The organism is Roseicyclus marinus (assembly GCF_030163795.1).
GTDB lineage: Bacteria > Pseudomonadota > Alphaproteobacteria > Rhodobacterales > Rhodobacteraceae > Roseicyclus > Roseicyclus marinus.
On the sequence record NZ_JASJOF010000006.1, the window covers coordinates 70,135 to 84,487 of the forward strand.

A 14,353-nucleotide genomic window follows, 5' to 3' on the forward strand; every position below is an offset into this window, starting at 1 on the left:
TGAAGCACGAACGACCACAAAAGCCGCGCCGCGCCCTCAGGTCGCACCGCGCGGGCCACCCACATCCGCCGGGGCCACGGCGACAGATTTCAGGACCGCATGAACCGACGCGCCCGGTTCCAGCCCCAGCGCCGCGACGGATCGGCGCGTGATCCGCGCCAGTACCCGCCCCGCCTGCGTGTCGAGCGCCACCAGCGCCCCCGGCCCCTCGCCCGCCCGGATTTCGGCCACCACACCGGGCAGGATGTTTAGGGCGGACAACCCGCGCGGAGCTTCTTGCGCAAGGATCACGTCATGCGCCGCAATCCGGACGCGCACGGATGCTCCCGGCCCCTGCGGCAGGCGCGGCAGGAACAAGGCCACGCCCCCGGCATCCAGTTCCGTCAGCCCGTCGTCATGATGGCGCGCCACCCGCGCGGTCAGAACCGCCCCCGCCTCGCGCGCGCCAGTGGGCAAAACGGCGGGATCGCCCAGAACCTCGGCGGCACGCCCCTGTGCTATGACGCGGCCAGCTTCCAGCGCGACAACGGTCGTGGCAAGCCGGGCCACCTCCGACGCGGAATGGCTGACATAGAGGATCGGGATCGTCACCTCGTCGCGCAACCGCTCGAAATAGGGCAAGATCTCGGCCTTCCGCGCCTCGTCGAGCGCGGCGAGCGGTTCGTCGGCAAGGATCAGTTGCGGTGCGGACAAGAGCGCGCGCCCGATGGCAACACGCTGCTTTTCGCCCCCCGACAGCGCGCCGGTCCGCCTGTCAAGCAAGGGACCGATCCCCAGCATTTCGACGACGCGGCCCATATCCTCGCGCGGGGCGTCCTTTGGGGCAAACCACGCGCCATAGCGCAGGTTCTGCCGCACGTTCAGATGCGGAAACAGCCGCCCCTCCTGAAAGATATAGCCGATCCGGCGCTTGTGCGGTGGCACCCAAACACGGGCCTCAACATCGGTCAGGATCGTCTTGCCCATGGCGACGCGCCCGGCCTCGGGCCGGAGCAGGCCCGCCACCGCATTGACGATCGTGGTTTTCCCCGACCCCGACCGACCGAAGAGAACGGTGATCCCTTGCGGCACGGCGAAACCCGCATCGAGCGTGAACCCGCCAAAACGGTGCCTGAGCCGGACCTCCAGCATCACGCACCACCGATCCGGCGCGCCACGGCGCGGCTGATCCATTCCGACAGCAGCAGCGCACCCATGGCGACCGCGATGGCCACAAGGACCAGCCGCGCCGCGTCATCCTCTCCGCCCGGAACCTGAAGGAACGTGTAGATCGCCGAAGGCAAGGTCTGCGTCTGTCCCGGGATGTTCGAGACAAAGGTGATCGTGGCGCCGAATTCCCCCATCGCCTTGGCAAAGGCGAGGATGGATCCCGCGATCACGCCGGGCAGGATCAGGGGCAAGGTCACGGTCAGAAAGACCCAAAGACGCGCTGCCCCAAGCGTTCCCGCCGCCTGTTCCAGCTTCGGGTCCACGGCCTCGATGGCCAGCCGGATCGCGCGCACCATCAAGGGAAAGGCCATGATCCCCGCCGCAAGCGCCGCGCCCGTCCAGCGAAAGGCGAAGACGATCCCGAACCACTCCTCCAGGAAACCACCCACCGGCCCCCGCCGCCCGAAGGTCAAGAGCAGCAGGTACCCAGTGACGACCGGTGGCAGGATCAGGGGAAGATGCACCAGCCCGTTCAAAAGCTGCTTGCCCGGAAACGACCAGCGCGCCAGCGCATAGGCGGTGAAAATCCCCAAAGGCAGGCTAACCGCCGTCGCCCATAATGAGACGCGGATCGACAGGAACACCGCCTGCCATTCGCTGGGGGAAAGCCAATCCGTCACGGCATCAATCTAGCACCGTGAAGCCTTCCGCCTCAAAGGCTGCGCGCGCGCTGTCCGATCGCAGCGCCGCGAAAAACGCGCGGTCCGCATCGTCTGCGGCTTCGGCCAAAAGCGCGGCGGGATAGCGGATCAGCGGATGGCTCTCCGGGGGAAAGGTTCCAAGGATGGTCACGGTTTCGTCTGCGGCGGCATCGGTCGCGTAGACGATGCCGTAGGGTGCCTCGCCTGTCGAGACCAGCGCCAATGCCGCGCGCACATTGTCCGCTTGCGCGACAAGCCCCTCGACCGAATACCAGAGGCCAAGGCTTTCAAGCGCCGCCTTGCCGTATTGTCCCGCGGGCACCGCATCGACCAGCGCCATCGCCAGCCGTTCGTCGCCCAGCATCGCCGCAAGATCCAGATCGGGTGTGATCTCGACCCGTTCCGCTGGCGGCCCATGCCCGATCAGGACGAGCTGATTGCCCAGAAGGTCGCCGCGCGTTCCCTCCACCACCAACCCCGCATCCTCCACCGCATCCATCCAGCTTACGGCGGCAGAGATGAAGATATCGGCCGGCGCGCCCGCGATGATCTGCTGCGCCAACTGGTTTGAACCCGCATAGGAAATCGTCACGATGTGGCCCGTTTCCGCCATCCAATCCGCCGCGACGCGTTCCAGTGCCGTGCGCATCGAGGCGGCAGCAAAGACCAGCACATCCTCCGCCATAGACGGTGTGGCGCAGGCCAGAGAGACCATCGCGGCAAGCGGCAAATGGCGGCGGGGTTTTGGCATCGTCGCGCCCCTTTCGGGTGATATGTTTCACAAAACATATCGCCAGCGAGGCGCGGCAAGGCAAGCGTTATTTTTCGTGGGGAATATCGCGAAGCAGCCCCTCCAGCGCGCGCACCTGTGCCGCACCGGCCTTGGCCACGGTGTCTTCCATATGGCGATAGAGCGTCAGGACGGCTTGCCCCGTCTCGGTCAAATGCGCGCCACCCCCGGCCTTGCCGCCCCGCGCCGAGGCGACCAGCGGTTCGCGAAAGGCGGCGTTCATTTCTTCCACCAGCATCCAGGCACGCTTGTAGCTCATGTTCATCGCGCGCCCCGCGGCGGCGATGGACCCGGTCTCCCGGATATGATTGAGCAGATCTATCTTGCCGGGGCCCAGCATCGCCCTGTCCCCGAACAGGATGCGGATACGCAGGTTGGCGGGGGCGGATGAGGCGCTCATGGCCGCAGAATGCCAAGACGCCGCCGCCTGATGCAAGCGCGATGCACGAGCGCGCGCGCCTAGAGCGTCGCGCCGACCAATGCGCCGATGCCGCTGGTGATCGCCATGGCCAGCACGCCCCAGATCATCACGCGCAAGGCCCCCCGCCTGCGCGACGCACCACCTGCCTGTGCCCCAAGGGCGCCCAGAATGCCAAGCGCGACCAAGGTTGCGCCCCCGACCCAGATCTGGATCCCTTCAAGGGGCGCGACCGCCCCCACCGCCAAAGGAACCGAGGCACCCGCGGCAAAGGTCAGGGCCGACACGAAAGCCGCCTGCAACGGGCGCGGCGGCGACAGGTCCGTCAGGCCGATCTCGTCGCGCAGATGCGCACCCAGCGCGTCCGCCTCGGTCAGATGTTCAGCCACCTCGCGCGCCAACGGCGGCGGCAGACCCCGGGTCTCGTAGATCGCGGTCAGCTCATCCAGCTCGGCCTCCGGGTTTTGCTTCAGCTCACGCTTTTCCTTGGCGATGTCTGCCTGTTCGACATCCTCCTGGCTTGAGACCGAGACATATTCCCCCGCTGCCATGCTCAGCGCACCCGCCGTCAGGCCCGCAACGCCTGCAAGCAAGATTGTGACATGATCTGCGGCCCCCGCCGCCACCCCGACAATGAGCGAGGCGGTCGACAAGATGCCGTCATTGGCGCCCATGACAGCAGCACGCAGCCACCCGGACCGGCCCGACAGATGCGGCTCGACATGGGCGGAGGGAATGCCGTGATGGATCGGCCGCGCCATCAGACAAGACCCATCTTGCCGGGGTTGAGGATGTTGAGGGGATCGACCGCCCGCTTGATTGCCTGCATCATGCCCATCGCGCCCGGCCCCAATTCCCGTTCCAGATAACTCGACTTGCCCTGTCCGATCCCGTGTTCTCCGGTGCAGGTCCCGTCCATCGAGATCGCCAGATCGTTCAGCCAGCCGATGAACGCTTCGGCCTGCGCCACCTCGCTCGTATCGGCCGTGTCGACCAGCAAGAGGCAATGGAAATTCCCGTCGCCGACATGCCCCACGATCGGGGCAAGCATCCCCATCGACGCGAGCCGTTCTTGGGCAGCGGTGACGCAATCGGCCAGACGGCTGACCGGGACGCAGACATCGGTCGACAGGCCGCGTGCGCCGGGGCGCAACTGCAATCCCGCCCAATAGGCATCATGACGCGCCTGCCACAGGCGGTTACGGTCTTCTTCTTTCGTGGTGAAGTCGAACCCGCTGCCGCCCATTTCGGCCGCGATCTCGCCAAAGGTGCGGGCCTGTTCGGCCACACCCGCCTCGGAGCCGTGGAATTCCAGCAGCAACAGAGGCGTTTCGGGCAGCGACAGCTTGGAATAGGCGTTGACCGCCCGCACCTGCACCGCATCCAGCAATTCGATCCGCGCCACCGGGATACCATACTGGATCGTCGCGATCACCGCGTTGCAGGCCGCGCCCACATCGGGAAAGGAACAGGTCGCCGCCGAAACCGCCTCGGGGATGCCCTGCAAACGCAGCGTCAGTTCGGTGATCACGCCCAGCGTGCCTTCGGACCCCACCATGAGACGCGTCAGGTCATAGCCCGCGCTCGTCTTGCGCGCGCGCTGCGCTGTGGTCACCACCTCGCCCGAGGGCAGAACCGCCTTCAGCGACAGGATATTGTCCTTCATCGTGCCATAGCGCACCGCATTCGTGCCCGAGGCGCCTGTCGCGGCCATGCCCCCAAGAGATGCATCGGCGCCGGGATCGACGGGAAAGAACAGGCCTGTTGCCCGCAGATGCGTGTTCAGCGCCTTGCGCGTCACGCCGGGCTGGATCACGCAATCCATATCCTCAGCATGGACTGCGAGGATGGCGTTCATCTCCTTGAAATCGAGCGATATGCCCCCCGCAGGCGCATTCACATGCCCCTCCAGCGAACTGCCCGCGCCGAACGGGATCACCGGCACGCGGTATTCCGCGCAGATGCCCATGATCGCCTGCACCTCTTCGGTGGTGGTGGGACAGATCACCGCATCGGGGGGCTGGTTGCGCAGCCATGTGGTGGTATGCGCGTGTTGTTCGCGCAGGGCCTGCCCGGTTTCCAGCCGCGCGCCGAACCTTTGGCGCAGCACCTCGATCGCGGTCATGATGCCGGTTTCGTTGCGTGCCAGATCGTGAACGCCCGCCATGCCATCCCCCGCTTCCTGTGGCCTCGGCGTTCGCTTAGCCCCATCCGCTGGCCCGGCGCAAGCGCACCTGCTGTCACGGGGCGACGGTGACGGTCCCCCTTGCCTCCGGTTGCGGGGTTGTTTCACATGCACCCTCGGATCTAGGGGAGGATCGACATGACGCGACCGACGCCGCTCTGGCTTCTGGTGGTCCTGCAAGGCGGCATCTCGGCCGCCTCGCTCGTGGTCGAGATCGTGGCGGGCCGGATGCTCGCGCCGCATGTGGGCATGTCGCTCTACACTTGGACGGCCGTGATCGCCGTGGTTCTTGCCGGTTTTTCGGCCGGGCATTGGTGGGGCGGGCGTCTGGCTGCGCTGCCCACAGACCGTGCACTGGCCTGGACCGGGGGCGCGACGCTGGCCGCGGCGCTCACCACGGCAGCAGCTGTCCTGATCCTGCCCATGGTCGCGGGCCCGGTGCTCGCCATCGTCACCAGCCCGGTCTGGGGCATCACCGCCCTGACCATGGTGGTGTTCTTCTTGCCCTCCTTCTTCGCGGGGGTGCCTGCGCCCGTTCTGGCGCAGATCGCCATCACCGCAAATCCCGACAGGTCGGGCCCCGCGCTTGGAGCAATGTTCGCCTCTGGGGCGGTCGGGGCCATCGCGGGCGTGCTTCTGGCAGGGATCGTCTTCATCGCTTGGCTTGGCTCCGCGCTGACGCTTGTGGTGGTGACCATCGTCTACATCGCCTCGGGGCTTTTGTTCTTTTGGCTCGCCCGGTCACGCGGCTTTGCCATCGCGCTGCTGGCCGGGGCCGCCGCCGCGGGCATGGCGGGGCTTGCGCTCGCCGCCCCCCAACAATGCCATCAGGAGACGCAGTATTTTTGCCTGAGGGTGGAGGATCTGTCGGCCGATCCCTCCAGCCCCGTGCACCTGATGGTGATCGACCACCTCGCCCACGGGATCAGCGCGCGCGACGCGCCGCAGGTGCAGTTCACCGTCCATGGCGCGATGCTGGACACGCTGACGCGGATGCGCGCCCCGCGCGAGGATTTCAGCACCTATGTGATCGGCGGCGGCTCCTTTTCCGTGCCGCGCAGCCTCATGGCGCAGGGCGCAGGCCCCATGACCGTCGCCGAGATCGACCCCGAGGTGACGCAATTGGCCGAAGATGCCTTCTGGTTCGATGCTTCCGCCGCCGAGATCTGGCACGAAGATGCGCGCCGCGCCCTCCTGATCCGGCCCGAGCGGCAATTCGACATCATCATCGGCGATGCCTTCACCGATGTGGTGGTACCGGTGCATCTGGTAACGCGCGAATTTTTCGAATTGGTCGCGGCGCGGATGACGCCCGAGGGATCATTCTTGATGACGGTGATCGATTACGAGGATCGTCTGGGCTCGCTCGGCTCCATCATCATGACGCTTCGCGAAGTCTTTCCGGTGGTCGAAGTCTGGACCCAAGCGGGCCAACCCGCCCGCGGATCGCGCATGGTCTTTGCAGTGGTGGCGGGATCTTTGCCCACACCGGTCAGCCAGTTCACCGCGCCCGCACCGGACCTGATGGCCTTTGCGGCCCTTGATGACCGTTTTGTTCAGGCGCTTGCCGCGGACCGAGGCATGATCCTGACCGACGATTACGCGCCCATCGACCGGTTGATGGGTCGCCCGGATTGACAGAATTGGGGGTGCGTGAGGGCGCGCCCTACCCCGCACTGGCATCGCAAGCGCCTGTTTTTCGGCAATCCTTGGTGTTTACGCGAACAACTCGTGGCACAACTCCAGCGCCTCGATCAGTACGTCCACCTCGCCTTCGGTGTTGTACATCCCGAAACTGGCCCTGCAGGTCGCGTTCAACCCCAGATGCGCCATCAACGGCCCGGTGCAATGCTGCCCGGCCCGCACCGCGACCCCCTTCTTGTCCAGCACGGTCGAGATGTCATGCGCATGGGCCGCGCCTTCGAGCGTGAAGGAAAAGATCGCCCCCTTCCGCGCCGATGTCCCCTGCACGTTGAGCCAGTTCAACCCCGCCAGCCGCGTTGAGGCGTAATCGCGCAGCCGCGCTTCGTGGGCCGCGATGTTCTGCATCCCCACGCCCATCATGTAATCCAGCGCTACGCCCAACCCGATCTGTTGCACGATCCCGGGCGTGCCCGCCTCGAACATCATCGGCGGATCATTGTAGATCACCCGGTCGCGATGCACCTCGCGGATCATGTCGCCGCCCCCGATGAAGGGGCGCATCTCGGACATGCGCTCGGCCTTGATGTGGATCGCGCCGGACCCCGAGGGACCGTAAAGCTTGTGCCCCGTCACCGCGTAGAAATCCGCCCCCAGATCGTCGAGGTCGAGCGGCATGTGAACCGCCGCCTGACTCCCGTCAAGCAGAACCGGCACGCCCTTGGCATGGGCCGCCTCGATCACCGGTTTCACATCAAAGACGGTCCCCAACACGTTGGACATATGGGACATTGCGACCAACTTGGTCTTGGGTCCGATGGCATCGATCATCGCCTGCGGGTCCAGATCGCCCTTGGCATCCACCTCCACCCATTTCAGCACGACGCCCTGTCGCTCGCGCAGGAAATGCCACGGCACGATATTGGCATGATGTTCCGCGATGGTCAGGACGATCTCGTCCCCCGCCTGCATCCGCGGCATGGCCCAGCCATAGGCGACAAGGTTGATCCCCTCCGTCGCACCCGAGGTAAAGACGATCTCCTCCTCGTTCTTGACCCCAAGAAACCGGGCGATGGTGCCCCTCACGCCTTCGTATTTCTCGGTCGCAAGGTTCGACAGGTAATGCAGACCCCGGTGCACATTGGCGTATTCCATGGAATAGGCCTGCGTGACCGCGTCGATGACAACCTGCGGCTTCTGCGCGCTGGCCCCGTTGTCGAGATAAACCAGCGGCTTGCCGTTCACCTGCCGCGACAGGATCGGGAAATCCGCGCGGATCTTGTCGATATCATATGTCATTCAGACCGTTCCGAAGGTGATGCCCAAAAGCGTCAGCGCGAGGCTCAGGGCGAAAAGAAGTCCGAAGGCCGACAGGATCGTCATCACCGCCACCATGCCAAGTGACGTGAACCCGTGCAGCGCGGCGATGAAATTGACCAAGAGCCACAGGAACAGCCCCAGCGCGAGGATCGTGATCAGACCCGCGACCGGTGGCAGCGCGACCAGTGCAATCAACTGCACCACCTGCACGCACAAAAAGATGAACTGCAGCCAGATGATCAGGGCGAAAGCTTCTTCAAACCGCCCCGTTCCGCCAAAGACGCGTCCGATCCGCGTGACCGCATGGGCCATGAGGTACAAAAACGCCGCCTGCAGCGCCCCCATGACCAGGGGCGAGGCCCCCATCGGCCCCGTCAGCGGCCCGTTCTGCGGCATCCCCGCCAGAAGATACAGGATATCGCCAAGCAACATCGACAGCACGATGACCAGCGCAAAGGCCAGCCACAGCGCTTGTCGCGGCAACCCCAGCGCCAGCACCGTTTCGGCGCCCTCACGCGGATTGGCGACCGTTTCGCGCGCCATCCGCAAGAGCGGGCCGAGAGAAATCAGATTGGTCATGCCCCTGCCTCGGGTTCGCGTTCCGCCTCGCGCAAAGACATGCCCCAGATCGCGAGAAAGGCAATCAGAAGCAGCCCCCCCGCGACGGTCTGTTCCACGCCCGGCCCGATGAAACCCGCGACCAGCCCGTGAAACAGCCATGCCGGCGATGTGGCGAGCAACGACCAGAACAGCGCCAGCCGCGCGGAATACCACGTACCCCGCCCCCCGAAGAGCCGCGCCACCAGATGCGTGACCGCCGCCAGCGCATAGGCCATCAGCGGCCAGACCATCATCATCGAGAAAAAGGTGATTGCCATGACCGCCTCCAGCGGCGGGCCCCCCTCTACCGCGACGAAGGCCTCCCGGCTCAACCGCGGCCATTGCGCGACAAAGATGATCAGGCAGGCCGCGATCAGGATCGCCAGCGCCCGATCTTCCCGCCGCCCAACGGACAACAGCCTGCGCATCACTGCGCCGGGCCTGCGCCATGTCGCCACGATGTCACTCGTCACCGCCATGGATCAGCCCCGCCTGCGCCGCTCCAGCCACATCTGCAACCGGACACGGATATCGTTGGCGAGCCGCTCGTCTTCGATCTCGCTGATCGCCTCGTCGATGAAGGCCAGCACCAGCAGGTCCGTCGCCGTCTCGCGCGGAACGCCCCGTGCCCGCAGGTAGAAAAGCGCGGTTTCGTCGATCGCCCCCGTGGTGGACCCATGCGAGCATTTCACGTCATCGGCGTAGATTTCCAGCTCCGGCTTGGCCTGAAACGACGCTTCCTCGTCCAGAAGCAACGCTTGGCTGATCTGGTAGCCGTCCGTCTTCTGCGCTCCGGGCTTCACAAGGATCTTGCCCTGAAACACGCCCTCGGCCCCGTTGCGCAGCACTTTCTTGAACACCTGCCGGCTCTCGCAGCGCTCGGCGTCATGCGTGATGAAAACGGTATCGTCATGGTGGTACGGGTGGGTCCGCGCATCCCCCATGGCCGCGCCCGCGACATGGGCGATGGCATCGTCGCCCGTCAGTTCGATGACATGCTCGTTGCGCGTCAGAACGCCGTTCACGGTCAGGGTAAAGGATTTGTAGACGCTTTCCTCCCCCAGCCGCGCAAACATGTGCGTCGCAGCCCGGCGTTCATGGTCTCGGCCTTGCGCGCGCAAATGATGGAACGTGCCCCGATCCGCGACGCTGATCTCCATGCATTTGTTGAACCGTGCCGCCGCAGGTCCGTTCTCGAGCACGGTCAGCTCCGCGCCCTCCTCGACCCGGACGACATGGTGCAAGATCGCATCCGAGTTCTCAGAACGGTGCAGGTAGATGATGCTGACGGGTTTTTCCGCCTTGCCGGTGGCGCGGATCACGATGCCGTCTTGCGCAAAGGCGGTATTGAGCGCCGCCAACGGGCGCACAACGGGCACCTGCCCTGCGGTTTCCAGCTTGCCGTAGAATTCCCGCGCCCAATGAATATCGCGCGCCATCGCGTCAGACAGGCGCTCGATCTCGACACCCGAAAGGCTCAGATCGTCAGATTGCTCCGGGTCGAAAACACCATCGACGAAAACAACCCTCAGACGATCGACCCCGTCGAATATCGGCCCTTCGTCCTTTGCCTCGAACAGCGCGGCACGCGGGGCGGCCACCTGTGTCAGGCTCGTGGGATCGGTGAATTTCCAATACTCATCCCGCCGCGTCGGCAGGCCCATGGCGCGCAGCCGCGCCAACGCATCGGCCCGCGCGGCATTGCCCCATACGCCGCCCTGCGGCAGGTCCAGCGCCGTGATGCGGCTTTCGGTCAGGTCCTGCTTGGCTTGTTGTGCAACCGCCATCACGCCACCTCGTTCAGGATGTCGGCGTAGCCGTTCTTCTCCACCTCGAGCGCCAGCTCCGGCCCGCCCGTCTTCACGATGCGCCCATCGGCCATGATATGCACCACATCGGGTTTGATATGGTCGAGAAGCCGCTGGTAATGCGTGATGACAAGGAAGCCACGCCCAGCATCGCGCAGCGCATTCACGCCATCCGACACCAGCTTCATCGCATCCACGTCAAGCCCGCTGTCCGTCTCGTCGAGAATGCACATCTTGGGCTCCAGCATCGCCATCTGGAGGATCTCGTTGCGCTTCTTCTCACCGCCCGAAAAGCCGACATTGACGGGCCGCTTCAGCATCTCCGCATCGATCTTGAGCGTCTTGGCCTTTTCCCGCACGAGCTTCAGGAAATCGCCCGCGCTGATCTCGTCCTCGCCGCGCGCCTTGCGCTGCGCGTTCACGGCCGTGCGCAGAAAGGTCATGTTCCCAACGCCGGGAATTTCGACCGGATACTGGAATGCGAGGAACAGACCGGCCGCCGCGCGCTCCTCGGGCTCCATCTCCAGCAGGTCTTCGCCTTCCAGCGTCGCGCTGCCATCCGTCACCTCGTAGCCATCGCGCCCCGACAGCACATAGGACAGCGTCGATTTGCCCGAACCGTTCGGACCCATGATCGCATGGACCTTGCCCGCCTCGACCGTCAGGTCGACACCCTTGAGGATCTGCTTGTCCTCGTCCTCAAGCTTCACATGCAGGTTCTTGATCGTCAGCATTGGCGTGTCCTCTCAGCAATCTTTCGCCCGCCACCTCGGCCCGGGCATGTTTCGAAAATCGGCGGCCAGCGCGCGCAAGACGGGCCGTCAGCGCCGCATGATCAGCTTGGCCGAGACATGGCTGATGATCGTCGCCGTCACCGCCGCAAAGGCCGCCATGCCGGGGCCGCCAGGCTGCCACACCGGGTAGGTCAGCGTCATCATCAACACCACGCCGATGGCCACCAGCAGCGCATAACGCGGTCTTGGTTCACCGGCGGTCAGCCAGAATTTCATGTTCATCGTCCCACCTCGATACCGGACACGTCGCGCCTCAGCCGACGCTGCCCTCAAGCGAGATCGCCACCAGCTGTTGCGCTTCCATGGCGAATTCCATCGGCAGGGCCTGCAACACCTCGCGCGCAAAGCCGTTGACGATCAACGCCACAGCCTCTTCCTCGTCCATGCCGCGCTGGCGGCAATAGAACATCTGCTCGTCATCCACCTTGGAGGTGGTGGCCTCGTGTTCCACACGGCTCGAGTTGTTCTTGACCTCGATGTAGGGAACTGTATGCGCCCCGCACTTGTCGCCGATCAAAAGGCTGTCGCATTGCGTATAGTTGCGGCTTTCCTTGGCCTTCGGGTGCATCGACACGAGGCCGCGATAGGTGTTCTGTGCGCGACCCGCGCTGATCCCCTTGGACACGATCCGCGACTTGGTGCGCTTGCCAAGATGCACCATCTTGGTGCCGGTGTCGGCCTGCTGGGCATTGTTGGCGATGGCGATGGAATAGAACTCGCCTTGGCTGTCATCGCCCCGCAGGATGCACGACGGATATTTCCAGGTGATGGCCGATCCCGTCTCCACCTGTGTCCACATCACCTTGGACCGGTCGCCACGGCAATCGGCGCGCTTGGTGACGAAATTATAGATCCCACCCCGGCCTTCCTCGTCGCCCGGATACCAATTCTGGACCGTGGAATACTTGATCTCCGCATCTTCCAGCAGCACCAGTTCCACCACCGCGGCATGAAGCTGGTGCGTATCCCGCTTGGGCGCCGTGCACCCTTCGAGATAGCTCACATAGCTGCCCTTGTCCGCGATGATCAGCGTCCGCTCGAACTGGCCGGTATTCTCGGCATTGATCCGGAAATAGGTCGACAACTCCATCGGGCAGCGCACGCCCGGCGGGATGTAGACAAAGGAGCCGTCCGAGAACACCGCCGAATTCAACGTGGCAAAGAAATTGTCGGTGATCGGAACGACCGACCCGAGGTATTTCTTCACCAATTCGGGATGCTCGCGGATCGCGTCCGAGATCGAGCAAAAGATCACGCCGGCCTTCTTCAACTCGGCCTGAAACGTCGTGCCCACGCTCACGCTGTCAAAGACCGCATCGACCGCAACCTTGCGCCCTTCGGCAGGCGCATCCTCGGCCCCTTCGATGCCCGCAAGGATCATCTGCTCCTTCAGCGGGATGCCGAGCTTGTCATAGGTCGCCAGAAGCTTGGGGTCGACCTCGTCCAGCGATTTGGGCTTTTCGGCCATGCTCTTGGGACGCGCGTAGTAATACTGGTCCTGATAATCGATGGCCGGATAGTTCAGCATCGCCCATTCCGGCTCGTCCATCTGCTTCCAGCGCTTGAACGCCTGCAGACGCCAGTCCGTCATCCATTCCGGCTCGCCGTTCTTTTCCGAGATGAGGCGCACGATGTCCTCGCTCACGCCCTTGGGGGCGTAATCCATCTCGATCTCGGTTTCCCAGCCGTACTTGTACTTGCCGCCCATCGCCTGAACGGTCTCGACCGTCTCGCGGTCGACGCCATCCTTGACCTGCGTGTCCTGCATGTCGGTATCGAGGGCTGCCATCTTTTTCTCTCCTCTGTCCGGCCTTGGCCGGGTCATCCTCTTGGCCGTGTTCCGGCCGTCTTGTCAGCGGCGCTTGGCCGCCCATCTGTCCCGCGCCCCGATCCACGCTTCGGCAAAGGCCATGACCTCCGCCTCTGTCGTTTCGGGCCCGAGCGAGACGCGCAGCGCACAGCCCGCCGCCTCCTCATCCAGACCCATGGCGCGCAAGACGCCACTGGCCTTTACCTTGCCCGAGGAACAGGCCGATCCCGCCGAAACGGCGAAACCGGCAAGGTCCATCTGCATCACCTGCGTCTCGCCCTTCCATCCGGGTGTGACCATCAGGCTGGTGTTGGGTAGCCGGGTTTCTTCTTTCCCGACAAAAATAGTCCCGTTCGCGCGAGGTTCCAGAGTCTTTTCTAGAATATTTCTAAGTTTGTCCACCCGCTCCCAGACGCCCGAAGCCAGATCTTGGGTCGCGGCCTGCGCCGCCGCGCCAAATCCGGCAATACCGATCAGGTTCTCGGTGCCCGATCTGCGCCCCATCTCCTGGCCGCCGCCCCGGATGCGGGCATCGACATCCAGCCCGCGGCGCATCACCAGCGCCCCGATTCCCTTCGGCCCGCCGATCTTGTGGGCAGAAACAAAGGCCATATCGACCCCCGACCAGTCGAAGGCGACCGGGATCTTGCCAAAACCCTGGGTCCAATCGCTGACCGCCAAGCCCTGCGGCAGGTCCTGCACGATGCCGGTTTCCGAATTGGCGAGCTGCAGGGTACTCGCGGCCGGATTTTCCAGCGTCACCCGACCGGATGGCGCGACCAACAGATCCTCGCGGACCCAGGCCCTCACCGCGTCATGCTCGATCGCCGCGCCCTGCAGGTCGCGGCCCGCCAGCGCCAGCGCCGCCGCCTCCGTCGCACCCGAGACGAAGACGATATCGGCCGCCTGCGCCCCCAGCGCCTCGGCCAATTGCCCCCGCGCGCGCTCCATCAAGGCCTTGGCCACCCGCCCCTCGGCATGGACAGAGGACGGGTTGCCCACCACATCCATCGCCGCTGCCATCGCCGCCCGCGCCTCTGGCCTCAAGGGCGCCGTCGCGTTGTGATCAAGATAGACCCGCGCCATCCCGCCCCCGCTTCATCTTCCCAAAAATACGGACGGTCCGACCGGCCCCGC

Annotated in this window: 15 protein-coding genes; 1 reads left to right on the top strand and 14 read right to left on the bottom strand. The window is 64.8% G+C overall.

The window, feature by feature from the left end; translation table 11 throughout:
• Window positions 1-36: 36 nt before the first annotated feature.
• From modC to QQK63_RS10740, 6 genes are all read right to left on the bottom strand, one after another.
• Complete coding sequence (modC, locus tag QQK63_RS10715) at window positions 37-1,131, bottom strand: molybdenum ABC transporter ATP-binding protein (RefSeq protein WP_277823015.1); 1,095 nt, start codon at window positions 1,129-1,131, stop codon at window positions 37-39.
• Window positions 1,131-1,829 carry a molybdate ABC transporter permease subunit gene (modB, locus tag QQK63_RS10720; protein WP_277822585.1) on the bottom strand — a complete coding sequence of 233 codons (699 nt, stop codon included), beginning with the start codon at window positions 1,827-1,829 and terminating at the stop codon, window positions 1,131-1,133. Before modB ends, modC begins: the two co-directional genes overlap by 1 nt.
• A gap of 4 nt (window positions 1,830-1,833) precedes the next feature.
• A complete protein-coding gene (gene modA, locus QQK63_RS10725) occupies window positions 1,834-2,601 on the bottom strand; it encodes a molybdate ABC transporter substrate-binding protein (protein ID WP_277822587.1) in 768 nt (255 codons plus the stop codon).
• A 67-nt stretch (window positions 2,602-2,668) separates the two neighbouring features.
• On the bottom strand, window positions 2,669-3,040 hold the full coding sequence (locus QQK63_RS10730) for a winged helix-turn-helix domain-containing protein (RefSeq protein ID WP_277822589.1): 372 nt from the start codon (window positions 3,038-3,040) through the stop codon (window positions 2,669-2,671).
• 59 nt (window positions 3,041-3,099) lie between these two features.
• Window positions 3,100-3,819 (bottom strand): VIT1/CCC1 transporter family protein, encoded by a 720-nt coding sequence (locus QQK63_RS10735; RefSeq protein WP_277822591.1) that lies wholly within the window; start codon window positions 3,817-3,819, stop codon window positions 3,100-3,102.
• The gene (locus QQK63_RS10740) at window positions 3,819-5,225 is read right to left on the bottom strand and encodes an FAD-binding oxidoreductase (protein ID WP_277822593.1); all 1,407 of its coding nucleotides are present in this window, start codon (window positions 5,223-5,225) and stop codon (window positions 3,819-3,821) included. Before QQK63_RS10740 ends, QQK63_RS10735 begins: the two co-directional genes overlap by 1 nt.
• 156 nt (window positions 5,226-5,381) lie before the next feature.
• Here QQK63_RS10740 and QQK63_RS10745 point away from each other — a divergent pair, with 156 nt between their 5' ends.
• Entirely contained in the window at window positions 5,382-6,881 is a 1,500-nt protein-coding gene (locus tag QQK63_RS10745; protein WP_277822595.1) for a fused MFS/spermidine synthase, read from the top strand.
• Window positions 6,882-6,959: 78 nt separating this feature from the next.
• Here the strand turns inward: QQK63_RS10745 and QQK63_RS10750 are convergent, their stop codons facing one another.
• The 8 genes from QQK63_RS10750 to QQK63_RS10785 form a co-directional block, all read right to left on the bottom strand.
• Window positions 6,960-8,183 carry a cysteine desulfurase gene (locus QQK63_RS10750; protein ID WP_277822597.1) on the bottom strand — a complete coding sequence of 408 codons (1,224 nt, stop codon included), beginning with the start codon at window positions 8,181-8,183 and terminating at the stop codon, window positions 6,960-6,962.
• On the bottom strand, window positions 8,184-8,783 hold the full coding sequence (locus QQK63_RS10755; protein ID WP_277822599.1) for a YIP1 family protein: 600 nt from the start codon (window positions 8,781-8,783) through the stop codon (window positions 8,184-8,186). It lies immediately after the preceding gene.
• Window positions 8,780-9,283 (bottom strand): hypothetical protein, encoded by a 504-nt coding sequence (locus QQK63_RS10760; protein ID WP_277822601.1) that lies wholly within the window; start codon window positions 9,281-9,283, stop codon window positions 8,780-8,782. Before QQK63_RS10760 ends, QQK63_RS10755 begins: the two co-directional genes overlap by 4 nt.
• A gap of 3 nt (window positions 9,284-9,286) precedes the next feature.
• Window positions 9,287-10,591: a SufB/SufD family protein gene (locus QQK63_RS10765; RefSeq protein WP_277822603.1), complete on the bottom strand. Its 1,305-nt coding sequence runs from the start codon at window positions 10,589-10,591 to the stop codon at window positions 9,287-9,289.
• A complete protein-coding gene (sufC, locus tag QQK63_RS10770) occupies window positions 10,591-11,346 on the bottom strand; it encodes a Fe-S cluster assembly ATPase SufC (protein ID WP_277822605.1) in 756 nt (251 codons plus the stop codon). The genes QQK63_RS10765 and sufC overlap by 1 nt, the downstream gene beginning before the upstream one ends.
• 87 nt (window positions 11,347-11,433) lie before the next feature.
• Entirely contained in the window at window positions 11,434-11,628 is a 195-nt protein-coding gene (locus tag QQK63_RS10775) for a hypothetical protein (RefSeq protein ID WP_277822607.1), read from the bottom strand.
• A 31-nt stretch (window positions 11,629-11,659) separates the two neighbouring features.
• Window positions 11,660-13,195 carry a Fe-S cluster assembly protein SufB gene (gene sufB, locus QQK63_RS10780; protein ID WP_277822609.1) on the bottom strand — a complete coding sequence of 512 codons (1,536 nt, stop codon included), beginning with the start codon at window positions 13,193-13,195 and terminating at the stop codon, window positions 11,660-11,662.
• Window positions 13,196-13,258: 63 nt separating this feature from the next.
• Window positions 13,259-14,302, bottom strand: coding sequence for a cysteine desulfurase family protein (locus tag QQK63_RS10785; RefSeq protein ID WP_277822611.1), 1,044 nt, complete (start codon window positions 14,300-14,302; stop codon window positions 13,259-13,261).
• Window positions 14,303-14,353 lie beyond the last annotated feature (51 nt).

Coding starts and splice junctions, on each gene's coding strand:
- modC (WP_277823015.1), bottom strand. CDS start 1,131: ATGCTGGAGGTCCGGCTCAGGCACCGTTTTGGCGGGTTCACGCTCGAT.
- modA (WP_277822587.1), bottom strand. CDS start 2,601: ATGCCAAAACCCCGCCGCCATTTGCCGCTTGCCGCGATGGTCTCTCTG.
- QQK63_RS10730 (WP_277822589.1), bottom strand. CDS start 3,040: ATGAGCGCCTCATCCGCCCCCGCCAACCTGCGTATCCGCATCCTGTTC.
- QQK63_RS10735 (WP_277822591.1), bottom strand. CDS start 3,819: ATGGCGCGGCCGATCCATCACGGCATTCCCTCCGCCCATGTCGAGCCG.
- QQK63_RS10740 (WP_277822593.1), bottom strand. CDS start 5,225: ATGGCGGGCGTTCACGATCTGGCACGCAACGAAACCGGCATCATGACC.
- QQK63_RS10745 (WP_277822595.1), top strand. CDS start 5,382: ATGACGCGACCGACGCCGCTCTGGCTTCTGGTGGTCCTGCAAGGCGGC.
- QQK63_RS10750 (WP_277822597.1), bottom strand. CDS start 8,183: ATGACATATGATATCGACAAGATCCGCGCGGATTTCCCGATCCTGTCG.
- QQK63_RS10755 (WP_277822599.1), bottom strand. CDS start 8,783: ATGACCAATCTGATTTCTCTCGGCCCGCTCTTGCGGATGGCGCGCGAA.
- QQK63_RS10760 (WP_277822601.1), bottom strand. CDS start 9,283: ATGGCGGTGACGAGTGACATCGTGGCGACATGGCGCAGGCCCGGCGCA.
- QQK63_RS10765 (WP_277822603.1), bottom strand. CDS start 10,591: ATGGCGGTTGCACAACAAGCCAAGCAGGACCTGACCGAAAGCCGCATC.
- sufC (WP_277822605.1), bottom strand. CDS start 11,346: ATGCTGACGATCAAGAACCTGCATGTGAAGCTTGAGGACGAGGACAAG.
- QQK63_RS10775 (WP_277822607.1), bottom strand. CDS start 11,628: ATGAACATGAAATTCTGGCTGACCGCCGGTGAACCAAGACCGCGTTAT.
- sufB (WP_277822609.1), bottom strand. CDS start 13,195: ATGGCAGCCCTCGATACCGACATGCAGGACACGCAGGTCAAGGATGGC.
- QQK63_RS10785 (WP_277822611.1), bottom strand. CDS start 14,302: ATGGCGCGGGTCTATCTTGATCACAACGCGACGGCGCCCTTGAGGCCA.